Here is a 17,522-nt window from a genome sequence, read left to right on the forward strand (position 1 = left end):
AACCCCTTTTTAGTCAGCCTTATACAAACTTCCGGTTATTACGGAGTGCATTGATTTTCCACGTATCGTATTGTATGTATTTCGTCAACCCAAAAATACAATCAAATGAAAAACAACATTTTTATTCTGTTAATTTGTTTGCTGGCAGTTTTGGCCAGTTGTTCAAAGAAAGAAGCGACTTTACAAAAAGGCCAACTGCTTTCCAATTCTGTTGCCGTGGCCGGCACCCCTACTGTAAATACGAATAGTTTCCGGGGCATAAACTGGGCAGACCCTAACGGAAACGAGGCACCCTCACGAGTAGTCACCCCCAGTGGTTTGTCATCTACAATATCAGCAACAAATGCGGCTATTGTTGGGAAGCGGATTTCTGATTCTTTAAAGGCAAGTGGTGGTACAACAATTCGAATGCCAATCACCCCTTTGACTGCCAGCAACTCCACTTATTGGCCGGTATATCAGTCGGCTATTAATGCAATTGTAGCGAACGGATGCAATGTGATTCTTTGTTATTGGCCTGATGGCGTTCATCACGTGCCTGACTCTACGCAATGGTACACAATGTGGAAGCAGGTAGATTCTGTTTATAAAAACAATGGATCTGTATATTATGAACCCATCAACGAACCCGTAGATTATTCAGGTACTGATTTATGTAATCTGTATGCCAATTTTCTAAATACGCTTCATCCTGTTTCCTGGAAATGTATTTTAGATGGTACCGGATATGCCGGAGAAGTAATCACAGTAGGAAATGATAGCCGGTTAAGCAGCCATTATCTTGGTGTTCATTGTTATTGGTGGTTTTATGGATCATATAATGTATGGTCAAGTTACTATAATATAGTATCAGGTAAAGTGGGTTCATATGCAGCAAGAACTGTTGTTACGGAAATCGGTGTTGAAACATATCGTACTGTTAGTTTCTGGTGGCAATGGGATACAGGAGTATATGAAGATCAGGCATTCTTAACAGGAGCTTTAGCCTATTCAAAAGACAATCAGATGGGGACCATTGCCTGGTCGGGCGTAAATGATATTGACACATATCGCTGGTATGTATCAAACACTAATCTTGTGGAAGTTAACCCGGGTTGCGCTAACATGTTCAGATGGGCATGGGGGCTTAGTACAGCACCAAAATGGCAGGGGCCAATTGCAGATGGAAGAATTAAGCTAAAGAACCGGGCCAGCGGTCTTATGCTTGATAACCTGGGCAGTACAACAGATGGTGCAACTGTAGCTCAATGGCAGGATGGTACAAGCGCCAATCAGCAATGGAATCTGAGCTATACAGCCGGCTATTATACATTAAGTTGTGCTACCGGAAAAAACTGCCTTGACGTAGGCAGCAATACTACCGATGGCTCTGTTGTTCAACAGAAGGCCTTAAGCTTTAGTAACACCAGCCAGCGTTGGACACTTGTTTCTGCGGGAGGAGGCTATTATAAAGTAGTTAATCTTGCTACCGGTAAATGCCTTGATACGGGCGGTCAAACCACTAATGGTTCGTCTATGCAACAATGGTATAGTGGTTCGAGTTATAACCAGCAGTGGACAATAGTTCAGCTATAATATATAACAAGGATAATCCTGATTGCCAACAACCTCTTGTTTCAACAAGGGGTTGTTGGTTTAGTCCTCAAGAGCTATAAGCATTTTTTGTTTTTAAAAGTTTAACCCAGGTCTGATAACCCACTTTGTTAAGGTGATCACCCAAATATTATGGATAGGGTTACATTTGAATGGACATGCAATCTGCACGTTCGGCCCAGATGCTACCGGGATATTCCAGCATTAACTTTTCCCAATAAGGATATAGACTGTCTGGCGCTCTTTGCTGCAGGAAAAAGGCAGCAACTCCACACCAATACAGTGCTTCCTGAATAATTGTATCTTTAGAAGATGAAATACAAAGCCCCTCCAGTAAATTCAAAGCTTCTCTGCTTTTTGACTTAAACAATAAAGCCATAGTCCTCCCCAGATCCATTTCATCAATAAAATGATCAGGAGATAAATAGCCTGTTACTTTTCTAATTTCTGTTCCATCATTGGCATACACCATGAAGCAAGGTGTCCATAAAACAGTGGATGAATGAAAAGTACCACGCGGAACCTTGTTTTTCGCCATTACATTGAATTTTATGAAAATAAATGTAGTCTCAATGTAACTGAGCACTTTAGTATCCTGATAGGTTGAAATGTCCATCTTCCTACAACCCTTACAGCCTGGGGCCCAAAAGTCAATCAATAAGGGTAGTTGCTTTTGCCTGGCTATAGCAAATGCCTCGGAAATGTTTTCTTCAGTGAAATAATTCTTCATAGAACTCAGCTTTAAAGTGTTTTACAAAAGTCTGAATTCAGGAAAAGAAGTTCCTGTGACGATCGTCACAAAATGGGATTACTGAAAATAATCGCACCATTTTTAACGGGGATGCTCCGGTCAGCATAAGTCACTATGGCTACTCCTTCCGGGCAACAGTGGAATTTTATAATAAGCCCCGCCGCCAAAGTCATCGTATGCGAATCAAATCAATGATTATGCTAAACCAATAATATGTACAGGTATTACCTCAAAAATGCTCCTGATAAGTTCATTGTTGGAAGCATTATCGAGATATATGAAATATAAGTAATTTTTATTATTCTCAAAAATACAGGATTATCTCCTTTTAATTTCCAATATTATAGTATAAATTATATATTTGTAAAGTATCTGTGAATATTACTTGTACTGATTGATGTCTAAATATCATGAAAGTAACTGGTACTACCGGTTAAGTGTTTTATAGTTTTAACAGTATTCATATCCCCTATAATTCCTGCATGGCATTTAAAGATAAATTACCTGTCAGCTATTTACTTTTTACGACCCGCGGAAGGATCAATCGCCTGACTTATTGGATGGCTTCTCTTTTTATCTGGAGCAGCTTTTATGTGTTATTTAACGCGTTGAATATTGCTTTCTCTTTTACTGCCACCTTCATCATTTATCCCATTTTGTTCTGGGCGCTTTTTGCAACGGCTGTCAAAAGACTGCACGATACGAATAAACGCGGGCTATGGTTGGTTTCCTTGCTGATTCCCGTAGCGGGCCCGTTATGGCTGATCTATTTATTGGGCTTCCGAAAGGGAAATCCGGATCACAATAATTTTGGTAGCGTTCCTGGTACAGCTGCAGATTATTATAAGAACGATGCCGGTACAGTGATCCCACATTTGAAAACAGATGAAAGACTGATCAACGATATAACGCAACTCAATCCAGTGCTGGTAGCCAGGATAGAAGTACCGCAAACAGTGGAGGAATTACAGAAGATCGTCCAACAGGCAGACAGGCCCCTGTCATTAGGAGGCGGGCGATTCAGCATGGGAAGGCAAACGGCCAGCCCGCAAAGTATTCACATTGATATGCGCGCGCTGAACCAGGTACTCGATTTCTCTGCATCACACAAAACGATCAAAGTGCAGGCAGGCATCCGCTGGTGCGATATTCAACATTTTATAGATCCTCATGGTTTAAGCATCAAGATCATGCAGACCTACGCTAATTTTACTGTAGGCGGGGCACTTAGCGTAAACTGTCATGGCCGTTACGTTGGTCTGGGCCCACTGATACTGTCGGTTAGATCATTGGATGTGATGTTAGCCAATAGTGAAATGATACATGTGTCGCCCACCGAAAGGCCAGAAATTTTTTATGCCTGTGTGGGATGCTACAATGCCATCGCCATCATTGTGAATGTAACGCTGGACCTTGATGATAACGTAATCGTGGAGCGGCAACAGGTGAAAATGAAAGGAAAGGACTATAAGCAATATTTCTTCGAAAAGGTGAGGGAAAATAAGGAAGTTATTTTTCATAATGGCGATATTTATCCGCCATTGTATAAAAATATCAGAGCGGTAAGTTGGGTGAAGACTCTCGAAAAACCAACGGAAAAAACAAAATTGATGCCGCTGGCCGCTGCCTACCCGCTGGAACGCTATTTTCTAGGGGCCTTCAGTAAAAACCGCTTTGGAAAATGGAGACGCGAATTCCTGATTGATCCACTGTTGTTCCGATTTAAAAAGAGACACTACCGTAACTATGAGGCGGGCTACGATGTGTTAGAACTGGAACCGTCCTCCAGGGAACAAAGCACATATGTGTTACAGGAATATTTTGTACCGGTGCAACAGTTCGATGCATTCCTGGCCCTGATGTCGGAGATATTTATTCGCCATCAGGTGAACGTGATCAATGTATCCGTCCGCCATGCAAAGGCAGACAGCGGATCGCTACTGGCATGGGCAAACGAAGAAGTATTTGCATTCGTTGTTTACTACAAACAAAAGACGGATGGAATAGAAAAGGGTCGTGTGGCTGTTTGGACGCGGGAGCTGATCGATGCGGCACTTTCCCTCCAGGGCTCTTACTACCTGCCTTATCAACCACATGCCACCATCGAGCAACTACATAAGGCCTATCCAAAAGCGAAGGAGTTGTTTGCGCTTAAACAGCAGCTGGACCCTTCGGGAAAATTTCGCAATGTAATCTGGGACACTTACAATAAAATAGGATAAATATGCAATCGGAGTTTAAAGCAGTATTTTCAGACACCAAATGGAGTGATGATTTCTATCGCTTCCTGCAGGTGATCTTTCATTTATATCCGGAAGATAAATTCCACCACTTGCTGGCCACTACAGCAAAGGAAAAATCGACGGACGAAATGATCTATAAAGCCGTGCAACAGCAGTTACCTTCCATAAAGCCATTTCTTTCCGAATTCACTTACGCATTGCCTGCGCTGAAAAAGCAAAAAAAAGAAATGGCCAGACAGGTATTGCAACTGTTAGGTGATCGGAAACAGGTGAAAGGTTATCTTGAAATCGGATCTACAGGCCGTTATATCAGTGAATTGCGCAAGCATGTCGCTGTTTCAGGAGATATATTTTTAACCAATGATATTGCACCAGACAATTCTCCGGGCGAAATCTTTGAACGTGGGCAGATCCGCAAATTGGGCAAGTTCATTCCGCTGGATTATACTCCCATCAAAGCAACTGATATCCCGGATGAAAGCCTGGATCTGGTTACCTGTCATATTGGTTTGCATCATTGTCCCCATAACTTGCTGGACGACTATATACATTCTATACATCGCGTTTTGAGGAGAGGTGGTTTGTTCATTATTCGCGATCATGATGTGAAGACGCCGGAAATGGCCACCTTCGTTTCATTGGTACATACAGTATTTAACCTGGGGTTGAAAGTGGACTGGGAAAAGGACAACAGCGAATTCAAATCATTTAAAACCATTGATGAATGGAGTCAGATCATTTCGCTCAAAGGATTTAAAGATCTTGGCGAAAGAATATTACAGGATAAAGATCCCTCTGATAATACACTGGTATCATTCATCAAGCTGTAATTATGAAACGTTTGTACATGCTCACTCTTTGTTCCCTGGGATTATCTATGATTACCTTCTTTTTTAAAAACAGACAGCCGTCCACCATACCGGCCAGCAAAGACCCGGTGATCCCGAAAACGTGGCTGGAAACCACGAAGAACCCGGTAACACCAGCCAAAGATATAAGGCCGGCGGATCAGACATTCCTGACCTTTCCGGAATGGTTTCTGGTATTCAGCCCGGAAGAACAAGCCAATTATTTTAAACAACATACCGCCACTTCTTTTCCTTATATGAAGCATACGGCGCAAATATGGAAAAGCTATCGTATCGTAAATCAGCAGATCAAAGGGAATTTTCCGACCAACTGGGGATATCATTTCATGATTTGGGTAATCGGTGTAAGCACTACCGTAGAATATACTTTAAAGTCATGCTACGAAACTATCGTCGGCAGGCTAACGGATACAAAGCTGGCAATCACGGAGGAAGATCAGTTCAATGCACGATTTACTCAGGACTACGTCGATTTCATTAAGGATCGTCCCTGGTACGAATTTGATTTCAAAAGCCGTTTGAAAGATCTGTGGAAAAATACTTCCTTTTCCGGTCCGCATTTTTTCCGGAAGTGGGAACGTAAATATATATTGACTTCTGAGCTTTCGATCAAGTATGTATATGGAAAACTAATCGGTATCGGTACGAAGCAGGTATATGGCCAGGCATTGCCCACAACTGCGGTGGTATTGGACGATGACAGCCTGCATTATTTGCCACGTTATAACAAATTTGCTCCCGCCGTCCTTGCGCTGGCCCAAAAGGGACATAGTTTCAAGGAGATTGCAGGCAACAATTCGGCTATTCTGATAACCGTGTGGGTGCCGGCAGGCAATGGAACTGGTTTTGATAACGCGATAACGTTGTTTGTGCAGCCTATATCCTCAGCCCCATCTATGAAACGAGTTGCGATTGCTACGCCAGTTTCTTCATTGAGCGAAGTGCTGTTACAATTAGAGAAAGAGCATATACAGGTAGAGCATGTGTTTGATTTTTGATGGTAGTTGTTCCATTCTAATTTGTCCTGTTTTTTAAATTCATTCCCGATAATTTAAAAATGTCTATGCTTAAATATATCCTTCTTGCAGCATTGATATTATTTGTATTAATAATAGGGGTCTTTTATATAGCACTGGCGCCTACTATCCGGAACCAGTCCGGCATACCGGCATTCAAACAATGGATAGGCAAACCGCTTATCTTACAGCACCCAGGACTGGTTTACATTCATCCGAAGGGTAATTACAGTTTCTATCCACAGGTCTTAACAGAGCGGCGGAATGGCGGTTACCAGCTTGCCTATGAGTTGCCTGCCGGTACCGTTATTACCATCAGATCGTTCAAAACCTATAAGAATAATGCGGGTTCCGGCTCGACGAGTTTATATGCCTTAGGTGATTTCTTAACAACAGATGGCAAGAAAGTACCTTTTGAGTACGACTGGACTTACCGTAAATCTATCTTTGGAGACATAGACATGGAGAAGTTACCGCCAGCCATCTGGCAAAAAACAGGGGAAACACAGGTTGATAATGATTTTTAAGCAAGGTCTGCCAGGAATATGGGACATTCAATAAAAGGCTTCACACCTTATCAATTTCCCATCACTAATTTGATATTAAATAATCTGCTTTCACCTTGATCATTGTCAGCAATCAGATGAAGTATTAATTCATTTCCACTGGCAGACTCGATGCAAACTCCTTCTATTTTTTCACTTTTAAAGTCTGCATCAACATCAGAGAGGTTAATCAATCCGTCCAGCACAATATCAGACCGTTGTAATTTTTGATTAATACCATTTACCCATCCAATGTAGCTATCTCCAATAACACCATCATCGTAAGCGTTATTAGTAGCCTCACTGGATAATGTAAATAATAGGATATCCTTTGATTCTACATAACACAACTCTGAAATTCCTGGTACTTCTTTGATACCGAAAGGCATTGCAACTTGCAATACAGAAAGTGCAGCTTCGTTTTGCCGGATCCAAAAGTCTTTTTCCGTTATAACAAGATGGTTCTCCCGATTAGCACTATTCCCACGGTTACTTAAAATAAGATGATCTCCAATCAATGTTGCTCCTTCGATATTTATTTCCGGAATCCCTTTCATCTTTACCCTCTTTATAAACTCTGCATTGGAAAATGCCTGCGGTTCCGGAAGACTAACATCAGATGCTGGAAGAGGAATCAGTATTCCTTTTTCTCTTTCTTTTCCTGATGCTGAGCCCAAAATGAGTAAATGAATCTTATCATTGACATTTACTAATACAGCGGTTTCAAAGTCAGCTTTTTCAGCTTTGGGAATCCTTTTCCCTGAATAATCAAAAAGCTTTAGTGAATCAATTTCCTGGTAATCGGTATTAAGTACCAACATATTTTTAGCATCATCTCCAATTAAATATAATTTCCCATTATAGTAATTAATAGCAGAGCCGGAGGGGAACTTATTTAGCAGTAGCGATTTTAATAATACAATTTTTGCTATCAATGTTGGTAATTATTCAGGTTATTTACTGTAGAAAAAAAATTGAAACAGGAGTACGAATTTAGCAAAATTATACATAGCGGATCCAATAACAACTCACATTGGGTACAATTTATTTATTAAATCGGACATACAAAATTTGTCCGGAAATGGACTTTACCTGTCCATAATTGAACAATTAAATACCAATTCCACCGGGCTTTTAGCGGGAAAAAGGACTTTCTGAACATGGCATGAGTATTGAGCCTTAACCGAAACTCCAGTCGCTATGCTGCGCAATTACATGAAAATCGCCTATCGGAATATTGTCCGTAATAAAACTTTTTCTGTTATCAACATCCTGGGCCTGGCGTTAGGTATTGCATCAAGTATACTGCTATTGTTATGGGTGCAGGATGAATTGCACATGGGTAAACAGTATGCAAATATGGATCTGCTATTCCGGATCATGGAAAATGAAATTGCCGATGGGCGAGTTGTAACGGACGAGGACACTCCTGGGGTATTGGCAGACGAGCTTAAAAGACAGTTCCCGGAAATCACTTACGCAGCTGGAATATCATCAAATGAAGATCACGTGTTGAGTGTTGGTGAAAAAATAACCCGGCAATCAGGATGTTTTGTCGGGGCCGACTGGTTTAAGATGTATAGTATTCCATTGTTGGCCGGTACAAGTGAATCCGCTCTGAATGAACCGAATAACATTGCAATTTCCCGCAAAATAGCAGAAGCATATTTCAAAGATCCCCATGTAGCATTGGGCAAAGTTATCCGATTTGATAACAACACTGATTATAAGGTTATGGCCGTCTTTGAGAATCTACCGCATAGCTCAACCGATAAATATGATTTCCTACTGAATTGGGATGTGTATTTAAAAAAAGAGCCTTGGCTAAATGTCTGGGAAAACGGTGGGCCTGGTACCCGAATTCTACTTAAACCACAGGCAGATGCTGAAAAGGTCAATGCTAAACTGAAAACTTTTCTGAAAGGGCGTAATCAAGATATTAATTCTTCATTCAATATTGAGTTGTTTTTACAGCCAGAGACAGATTCTTATTTGTATTCTAACTTCAAAAACGGCCACCGCGATGGAGGCCGTATTGAATACGTCCGGCTTTTCATTTTTGTGGCAGCTTTCATATTACTGATTGCTGGTATCAACTTCACGAATTTAGCTACCGCACGGTCTATTAAGCGCGCAAAGGAGGTGGGTGTCAGGAAAGCAGTTGGAGCAGAACGGTTTTCACTTATCTGGCAATTCATGAATGAAGCTTTGCTGATGACAATACTCGCTGCTGTATTGGCTATTTTAGGTGTGTGGTTAAGCATTCCATTTTTTAATCAGCTGACCGACAAACAATTATCTCTACCCACAAATGATCCTGGTTTTTGGGCTTTGCTTCTAGTAATAGTGATTGTAACAACTGCGTTGTCTGGAAGCTATCCGGCTTTATTTCTGTCTTCAATCAGGCCGGTGCGTGTGTTGAAGGGAACTTTAAAGATAGGTTCAGGAGTAACGTTATTTAGACGTGGTTTGGTTGTTTTCCAGTTTGTTTTGTCAGTTTTAATGATTGTCGGAACCGTCGTCGTTTATCAGCAATTGAAATATATTCAGAAAAAGAATCTGGGTTTCGACCGTCAGAATCTAATAGTCCTTCGTGGAGAAGGAGAGATCGCACAAAAATATCAGACATTTAAACAAGAGCTGCTGCAGCAGGGAATTCAGTCTGTCACACATATGCAAACAAGCCCGTTACGCAATGGTAATACAACGGATGGGGTGCAGTGGACAGGTAAAGATCCTGGCCTTGCTATTCAGTTTAATAATACTGCAGTGGGTTATGACTTCGTTAAAACGATGAAATTAGAACTTGTTCGTGGCCGGGATTTTTCACCGGCTTTTGGATCTGACTCTACGAACTATCTGATAAATGAATCTACCGCCAAACGACTTGGCTATGACGATCCAATTGGTCAACCACTCACATTTGGAACACACCCCGGTATAATTGTAGGTGTACTCAAAGACTTTCATTTTAATTCATTGCATGTGCCGATCAGGCCTATTATTATTCGATTGGCTGAACACTGGGCATATGGAAATATCCTGATTAAGGCACAACCAGGTCAGGAGCAACAAACACTTTCCAGGATTAAGGCACTCTGGCAGAAAATGAACCCGACATTTCCTTTTGCCTATTCATTTTTAGACGAAGATTTTCAGAATGTCTACAAAAGTGAGACAGTCGTAGGAAGGCTTATCGCTCTTTTTGCATGTCTTTCGATTTTTATTGCCTGTCTTGGTTTGTTTGGTTTAGCAGCCTTCACAGCAGAACAACGGACAAAGGAAATTGGTATCAGAAAGGTTCTGGGAGCTTCTGTGATGAGCATTATAACTTTATTATCCAGTGATTTTTTAAAGTTGGTATTGGTAGCTATTGCAATTGCTTTTCCACTGGCCTGGTATGCCATGAGCCAATGGTTGGAAACGTTTAATTATAAGATTTCACTATCATCAGGGGAATTTATTTTAACAGGCCTGATAGTTATATCTATTGCGGTATTAACAATCAGTTTCCAAAGTGTAAAGGCGGCATTAATTAACCCGGTTAATAACTTACGGGAAGATTAAGAAAAGGATTACCACAGTATTACTTTAAAAGTAGCGGTTTACGGTTATCCAGGAAAAAGTAAAGTCTCAGGTTTTCGCTCGCATCCGGCCCAAGCCATATATAATTCTGCTCATTGTATTTCTGGGTTGCAGCTTCATCTAACATGAAGCTATCTTTGTCAATCATATGTATAGAAAACGGATCATAAGTAGCAATATATCCTGGGCCCAGACTATCTATGCTACTGTTTTCTTCGGATTGGGGTTCGGTTTCACGTCCCAATAGCTCTAATTTACCATCATGGTTCAGATCTCCCAGTTTCATGGGAGTTTGGAATGCATCTTTAAAAATCATTTTAAAGTGTGCGCCTTTACCATAAATGACGTTAAAATCACTCCTTCCGGCTCCATAGACATATCCAAATAACAAAATTACAAACTGGTCAATATCTTTGTAAGCGAAAACATGCGTGGATTGTACTGCATTTTTATTTTCTTTAAGAAAGCTGTTATCCACCGAATCCCACACACTTTTTGATTCGAATGATTGTCTGTCAGCTCCCATCAATGCAATCTCTATCTTCTGAAAAATACCGGGATCACCATATTCAGGAGGAGTAGATAAAGTAATGGTATCAATCTTACCATCATTATTCAGGTCTGTGGTTATTACCTCTGAAAAATCCTTGGCATATGGTACAACTACAGCAGTATCTTTTGCAACATAAATACTATCAGTGGACGGAACCGTTTGTTTCACTACCTGCCGGCATCCACAGATGATAATCAGGGATAAGAAGATATAATACAGTTTCATAGGGAAAATATGTTACGCAAATATAATCTTACTGCCAGACTTAATTTATACACTACTCTTCCTTACTCGAAGATCTTTGCATCTTTTGGTTTGAAAAGCTGTTCAATGTGATAAACAATGTCAAAGGTTATAACCTTTGACATTGTTTATCACATACCTCAAACGCAATCAGTCGTTAGCCGACAACCAGGACAGGTGGTTTGATCCAGGGATGTCAAACAAATAGCTTTTTTCTGGTTTGATTGACTGAGATTGGCAATTTTGATCTTCCCTAGCTGGAGTTTTTTGGGAATTGTGCTCTTTTTCATGATGGATAACGTTTAATGAATAGTCCTCTCCTGTCTTTAGCTTGGGGCAATGCCATGGAGTGGTTGTTCAGCATATAATCAAAGTGCTAATAATACTTCAGTTTGTTTATTACAGGTGATGTATAAGGTGAAAAGGTTAATATAAAGGTCACCAGCAAATTGGCTTTAGCCTTCATAGGGTTAAGCATTTTGGGGGGTTAAGAAGAAATTAGTAGTCATTACTAATTTAGTGTTTTTTTTTCAATGTTGAAAGTTTTATTGCCAATAGCCATCGCCAGATAAATGAGGACAAAAAAGTGAGCCATCCAGACAAGTAAATTGAGCCGTAAGAGAAATCAGCCATTGGTTATAAATAACAATCTTTGCATTGTTAATTCATAACATAACAGCAATGACAACAATAACAAAAATAGCCCTCGGCAAAAATGGTCCGCTTGTATCTAAACTTGGATTGGGCTGCATGCGCATGTCATCAGTTTGGGGACGCCCGGGAAATGACGAAAGTGAAAGTATCGCTACCATTCAGATGGCATTGGACAGTGGCATCAATTTTTTGAATACAGGAGACTTTTACGGCAGTGGTCACAATGAACTGCTTGTAGGCAAAGCTATCAAAGGCAGACGGGACGATGCGTTTGTGAGTGTCAAGTTTGGCGGGATCGTCTATGGCGGTCAATGGATCGGGTTGGACCTGCGTCCAATAGCCATTAAGAACTTCATCAACTATTCTTTAGTGCGTTTGGGTATAGATACCATTGATCTTTATCAGCCGTGCAGAATTGATAACAGTGTTCCTCTGGAAGATGTAATCGGAACTGTCGCCGACCTGATCAAAGAAGGAAAGGTGCGTTACCTCGGCGTTTCTGAAATCACCACAGAACAACTTCGCAAAGCCCATAGCGTACACCCTGTAACAGCATTAGAAATAGGCTATTCACTAGCGGACCGGCAGATAGAAAGCGACTTACTTCCTGCGGCCAAAGAACTGGGTATAGGGGTTGTGGCCTTTGCCAATACAGCCGAAGGGTTACTTACAGGTGAGATGAAAGCACCCCTTGCGGCGGGTGATTATCACAATCACTTCTCACGTTTTCAGGGAGATAATCTGTTAAAGAATCTGGAGAAAGTTGAAGTATTAAAGACAATGGCAAAGGAAAAAGGATTCTCTCCTACACAATTGGCGATTGCCTGGGTGAATGCACAGGGTGATGATATCATGCCATTGGTAAGTATGAGCCGGAGATCAAGGCTGCCGGAAAATATTCAGGCCATGGGAATCGTCTTTACTCCTGAAGAGATGAATATCCTGAACACGCATTTTTCGCCAGGTGCGATCGTTGGCGGTACGTACCTGCAGCGGTAGCATGACTTCGAGCATAAATCCCACCTTTTTATATACTTTTAGGTAGTGAGAAATCCAACCGAAATAATCCCGGGTGTCATCTTTTACTCTTATCTCGCTACCATGCGAAAAGAGAAAGTGGTCTTTATGGGGCACAATACCCTGGTATTACAGGTTTCGGGGCTGTTTACTTTAGAAACAGCCAGCCAGAAAATTTCGATGAGGAGAGGTGAGATGTTGCTAATCGGCAAAAATCAACTGGGGCAGATAACCAAAACTCCTCTACCTGATGAAGATTATGAAACGATTGTCATTTCCCTGCAGGAAGACCTGCTCAGGAAGATTGCGCTGGAGGAACAAATAGAGATACAGCAGAAATACGCTGGTCCGCCTAACATTCTTATTCCCACAAACGATTTTCTGCGGGGCTTTTTTCAATCTGTAATACCCTATGTCCGCAATCCGGAAGAGAAGATACCGGCTGCCATGGGCATTCTGAAAGTGAAGGAAGGCGTGAAGTTACTGCTGCATGCTATGCCCGGGCTCAGCAGTTTTTTGTTCGATTTTTCGGAACCCTATAAGATTGACCTGGAAAAATTTATGCTGCGCAATTTTCATTTCAACGTCCCGGTTGAAAAATTTGCGCAGCTCACTGGAAGAAGCCTTGCAGGGTTTAAGCGCGACTTCAAAAAAACGTTTGGTACTCCACCCAGGCAGTGGCTAAAGGAAAGACGGCTGGTGGAGGCACGCCACCTTATAGAAAAAAAGAACAGGAAAGCCTCTGCCATCTATCTGGATCTTGGGTTTGAAAGCCTATCTCATTTCTCGCACTCTTTTAAAAAAAGGTTTGGCAAGGCTCCTTCTGAGTGGTTATAGTTAGTTCCATATTTCATTTCATCTTACTGCGAATCTTGTCCTGCGTGGAAATAAGGAAGTTGATAGATTGCTGCAGGCGGTCATACGTCATGCCGTTATCAAGAGCCATCTCCTTCTTAGTCACTGTCAAACCGTTTAGGAAAGCCTCAAGGTATGACAGGTACTGGTTTCCCTCCCCGTTCAGCACGTTATAAATCTGATCGTTCAGGTGATCTCCTTCCGCCCGTAACTCATTATTCGTAAGGTCCGTAACATTGCGCATCTGCCGTACAACTTCTCCCATCCGGGTCTTCAGCAACTCCAGGTTTTTCGGGTCTTTATTCCCGGGAGCGATGTTTTTGCGGAAGATACTATCGGAGAGGTTTTTCCTTGTCCTTGCGTAAAGGGTTAGTTCCCCTTTAAAAGCATCCAGATTGCGGATAAGTTCGTCTCCTTTTTCGTGGGTGAAATATTTATCTACGTCTGCATTGAGGTGCTGGGTCCAGCTGAGCAGGCTTTTAGAAACGTCTTCTACGGGCACGGATTGTGCGGTAGCGCAAGTAGCGCATAGCAGGATAATAATCAGGGGCAGGAGGCGACGGAACATCATTTGAATCTAATGCTACAAAACTTGAACCAATTGTTGATAATCTCATGCATTTATCTCGCACATCTTACTAATGAAATAAAGCGATATGCCGGGATTAATTCATCTTCAAAGAAAGGTTTCTGACCGGCTTGTCCGATTGCACGTCCCAGCGTTGAGCACGATTCTGAGGTGGCATTTCTCACAGATGAATACCATTCTGGTTGAAACTTATTGAAAAGGGGTTTAATAAGAAAATTTTATATCTCCATATCAAAACGTGAGACAGTGTCTCACAAATTGATATGGACTCACTATCTAAATTTTCCTTAACTTAATAGAACACGTGCAAATCAAAATTATTGTTTACCAAGCAATACTCATCAAATGCCCCGCTCACTAAAAGACCCCATTATACAGGATGTGTTTAATGCACAGCCAACCATCACACAAACCACATCGGGAACCAAAATTCCTTATCCATTTCCCTCGCCTGCAGACTGGCGCGATCACTGGATTTATTTTTTATTGGTAGACCGGTTCAACAACCCTCACCATCCGCCAACGCCGAACGAATATCCATGCGCCGTATATCAGGGCGGTAGTTTTTCCGGTATCAAACAACAGTTACCCTACCTTAAAAAGCTGGGTGTTGGCGCCCTTTGGCTTTCACCGGTGCTGATGAATCCGCAATGGTTCAAAAATTACTGGGGTGGCTATGGCACTCTTGACTTCCTGCGCATCGAGCCCCGGTTTTGTGACGATCCTGTTTCAGCATTACAGGACCCTACGGTGGGCGACGCTGAATTTCGGAGTTTGGTAGATGAGGTGCATGCCCATGGCATGTATGTGATTCTTGATATTGTGCTTAACCATACAGGCGATGTATTTAATTATGAAGGCATGCGCGATGAGGCGCCATGGAATGATACAGGAGAATATACTATCTATTGGCGAGACGGCCAGGGACAGGCAAAGGGTGAGTGGACGGATACCAGTAATATTCCGAATCGGCCTGGCGATGGTGTTATCTGGCCCGAACAATTACAGCAGAACGACTTCTTTCGGCGGCGTGGTGATGGCGGTTTACGCGGTGATTTCTCCCGCATGAAAGAACTGGTTACTGAATATCTTATTCCGGATACAACGATCTACCCAGTCCGCAATCATCTGATTAAGGCCTATCAATACCTTATGGCAAAGTTTGATCTTGATGGCTATCGTATCGATACGTTGCAATATGTAGAAGCTGATTTTGCCCGCGTATTTGGCAATACCATGCGCGAGTACGCGCTATCGATCGGCAAAAAGAATTTCTTCACCTTCGGCGAAGTGTGGCAGGATAATGACGAAGCACGGATTGCCGAATTCATTGGCCGCAATACCGAAAAAGATGAGGAATTCATTGGTGTGGATGCAGCCATCGATTTTCCGATGCGCAAACGCCTGGTTGATATCTGCAAAGGCATTGCACCTCCCAAGGACCTTGCTGATCACTTTGATTACCGGCTCAAAATCCTTCGACAAATTGTGAGCTCGCACGGTGATGCCAGCAAGCATTATGTAACCTTTCTCGATAACCATGACCTGGACAGCCGCTTTCACAATAAACAGTTTCCTGAGCTGACAAAACTCGCCCTTACCTGTCTTTTGTGCATGCAGGGCATTCCCTGCATTTACTATGGCACTGAGCAAGGGCTCGATGGCGCGGGCAATATGCGGGAATACGCCAGAGAGGCCTTGTGGGGACTGCCGGATGCTTTTAATGAGCAGGAAGACTTGTATCAGTTCATCGGCGAATTGAGCAAATTACGTGCTGCAGTGCCGGCACTCCGTTATGGCCGACAGTATTTCCGTCCCTGTAGCGGCGATGGTGTCAATTTTGGACATTCACCGTATAAAGGCGGTGTTATTGCTTTTTCCCGCGTACTGAACGACAAAGAAGTGTTGATCCTGGCGAATACCAATACAGAAAGAAATGTAGTGGTGGATGTTGTGGTGGATAAGAATCTCCATTCCGAAGGAAGTGAATGGGAAGTCCTTTTTCCTCTGGCAAAGCAGGGAACGTTTCATACGCGCAGCAGGTCGCAGGGTGTTTTCAGAACGATACAGGTAGAATTATCACCGTCTGATTTTTTAATTCTTGGCTAATTTTTTTTCCTGAGATTATGGGCGTCACACCAGAAGAATGGATCGCCATCGAACAAATGCAGAAGGCCCGCTAACATCAGCGCATCTTTATAAGTGTAATCAGGAGAAAGAGAGGTGTAAGAAATATTCAAAAATACAGGCAAGACAGTCACTACAAATATCTGTCTTGCCCGTAAGATTTTAGTTTTTAGCCTGTTCCGGAATGAGAACAGGGCTTCCTGCAGACCCTACGAAGAAAACCACCAATTTAGCTTCCTTGGTATTGCTCAGATTCCTGGTCTGATTGTGAAGTCCGCCTGGTTCTTCCCAGAAAACTTCTCCTTCTTTGTAGACATGTTTCACTCCTTCAAATGTAGACTCTATTGAGCCTTCCAGTACATATCCAATAGTTGCCATCGGATGTCTGTGTGCATGAGATACTTCACCTGGAGCAAATCTCACCAGTACTACTTTGGCTTCTTCTTTCCTGAGGCTGGCTGGGAGCTGTTTTGTGAAGAGGAGTTTAGGTGGATAAACTGTTACTTCCTTATCAGCGTGATCCTGATGTTGAGCTTTTGTACTGAATACGAATACAGTGAGTAACACTGTAAGACTGAAAACAAACTTTTTCATAATAATGAGTTTAATAAATTACAGCCTCTTAAAGGCCTAATATGTACCTGGCCAGGATACAAGGTTTGGATCAAAATAAGTGCCTGAGCAAAAAGAATCGCTGTGAGTTCATGGTTGGGTAGTAGGTTATTTCCCTTCAAAATAGCTACAGTAAGCTGTTTTGAAGAAGTTAAGATGGAGTTGTTTTATTCTATAAAGAATCTATTACTCAATCTAATGCACAGGAATCCGTCACTGTATATCGTAAAATCGCGAGCTTTTCACTGATATTCGCGAAGCAAGTTGCGC

General features: G+C 42.0%; 14 protein-coding genes. 9 read left to right on the forward strand and 5 right to left on the reverse strand.

Annotated elements, in window-relative coordinates:
• The first annotated feature begins 105 nt into the window (after positions 1–105).
• Positions 106–1,575 (forward strand): RICIN domain-containing protein, encoded by a 1,470-nt coding sequence (locus BM176_RS03970; RefSeq protein WP_090099775.1) that lies wholly within the window; start codon positions 106–108, stop codon positions 1,573–1,575.
• Between the two features lie 160 nt (positions 1,576–1,735).
• Here the strand turns inward: BM176_RS03970 and BM176_RS03975 are convergent, their stop codons facing one another.
• Positions 1,736–2,323 (reverse strand): thioredoxin family protein, encoded by a 588-nt coding sequence (locus tag BM176_RS03975; RefSeq protein WP_090099777.1) that lies wholly within the window; start codon positions 2,321–2,323, stop codon positions 1,736–1,738.
• Between the two features lie 503 nt (positions 2,324–2,826).
• Between BM176_RS03975 and BM176_RS03980 the strand changes: the two genes are divergently transcribed.
• The 4 genes from BM176_RS03980 (at position 2,827) to BM176_RS03990 (ending at position 6,999) form a co-directional block, all read left to right on the forward strand.
• Positions 2,827–4,566, forward strand: a complete 1,740-nt coding sequence (locus BM176_RS03980; protein WP_218162140.1) for an FAD-binding protein — start codon at positions 2,827–2,829, stop codon at positions 4,564–4,566.
• Positions 4,567–4,568: 2 nt separating this feature from the next.
• A complete protein-coding gene (locus BM176_RS32705) occupies positions 4,569–5,417 on the forward strand; it encodes a class I SAM-dependent methyltransferase (RefSeq protein WP_218162141.1) in 849 nt (282 codons plus the stop codon).
• 2 nt (positions 5,418–5,419) lie between these two features.
• A complete protein-coding gene (locus tag BM176_RS03985) occupies positions 5,420–6,454 on the forward strand; it encodes a hypothetical protein (RefSeq protein WP_143097693.1) in 1,035 nt (344 codons plus the stop codon).
• A 65-nt stretch (positions 6,455–6,519) separates the two neighbouring features.
• On the forward strand, positions 6,520–6,999 hold the full coding sequence (locus tag BM176_RS03990) for a hypothetical protein (protein WP_143097694.1): 480 nt from the start codon (positions 6,520–6,522) through the stop codon (positions 6,997–6,999).
• A 50-nt stretch (positions 7,000–7,049) separates the two neighbouring features.
• Here BM176_RS03990 and BM176_RS03995 read toward each other — a convergent pair whose 3' ends face one another.
• Entirely contained in the window at positions 7,050–7,952 is a 903-nt protein-coding gene (locus BM176_RS03995) for a DUF6929 family protein (RefSeq protein WP_090099782.1), read from the reverse strand.
• Positions 7,953–8,217: 265 nt separating this feature from the next.
• On the opposite strand from BM176_RS03995, the gene BM176_RS04000 reads away from it, so the two are divergent.
• Positions 8,218–10,584 (forward strand): ABC transporter permease, encoded by a 2,367-nt coding sequence (locus BM176_RS04000; RefSeq protein WP_090099784.1) that lies wholly within the window; start codon positions 8,218–8,220, stop codon positions 10,582–10,584.
• A 19-nt stretch (positions 10,585–10,603) separates the two neighbouring features.
• Here BM176_RS04000 and BM176_RS04005 read toward each other — a convergent pair whose 3' ends face one another.
• On the reverse strand, positions 10,604–11,380 hold the full coding sequence (locus tag BM176_RS04005) for a hypothetical protein (RefSeq protein WP_090099786.1): 777 nt from the start codon (positions 11,378–11,380) through the stop codon (positions 10,604–10,606).
• 699 nt (positions 11,381–12,079) lie between these two features.
• On the opposite strand from BM176_RS04005, the gene BM176_RS04010 reads away from it, so the two are divergent.
• Both BM176_RS04010 and BM176_RS04015 read left to right on the forward strand, forming a co-directional pair.
• Entirely contained in the window at positions 12,080–13,051 is a 972-nt protein-coding gene (locus BM176_RS04010) for an aldo/keto reductase (protein WP_090099788.1), read from the forward strand.
• A gap of 102 nt (positions 13,052–13,153) precedes the next feature.
• Positions 13,154–13,906: a helix-turn-helix domain-containing protein gene (locus BM176_RS04015; protein WP_255373429.1), complete on the forward strand. Its 753-nt coding sequence runs from the start codon at positions 13,154–13,156 to the stop codon at positions 13,904–13,906.
• Between the two features lie 13 nt (positions 13,907–13,919).
• Here BM176_RS04015 and BM176_RS04020 read toward each other — a convergent pair whose 3' ends face one another.
• A complete protein-coding gene (locus tag BM176_RS04020) occupies positions 13,920–14,495 on the reverse strand; it encodes a hypothetical protein (RefSeq protein ID WP_143097695.1) in 576 nt (191 codons plus the stop codon).
• Positions 14,496–14,858: 363 nt separating this feature from the next.
• Here BM176_RS04020 and BM176_RS04025 point away from each other — a divergent pair, with 363 nt between their 5' ends.
• Positions 14,859–16,622 carry an alpha-amylase family glycosyl hydrolase gene (locus BM176_RS04025; RefSeq protein ID WP_090099793.1) on the forward strand — a complete coding sequence of 588 codons (1,764 nt, stop codon included), beginning with the start codon at positions 14,859–14,861 and terminating at the stop codon, positions 16,620–16,622.
• Positions 16,623–16,802: 180 nt separating this feature from the next.
• Here the strand turns inward: BM176_RS04025 and BM176_RS04030 are convergent, their stop codons facing one another.
• Entirely contained in the window at positions 16,803–17,234 is a 432-nt protein-coding gene (locus BM176_RS04030) for a cupin domain-containing protein (protein ID WP_090099795.1), read from the reverse strand.
• Positions 17,235–17,522 lie beyond the last annotated feature (288 nt).

It is taken from the genome of Chitinophaga sp. CF118, assembly GCF_900112615.1.
GTDB lineage: Bacteria > Bacteroidota > Bacteroidia > Chitinophagales > Chitinophagaceae > Chitinophaga.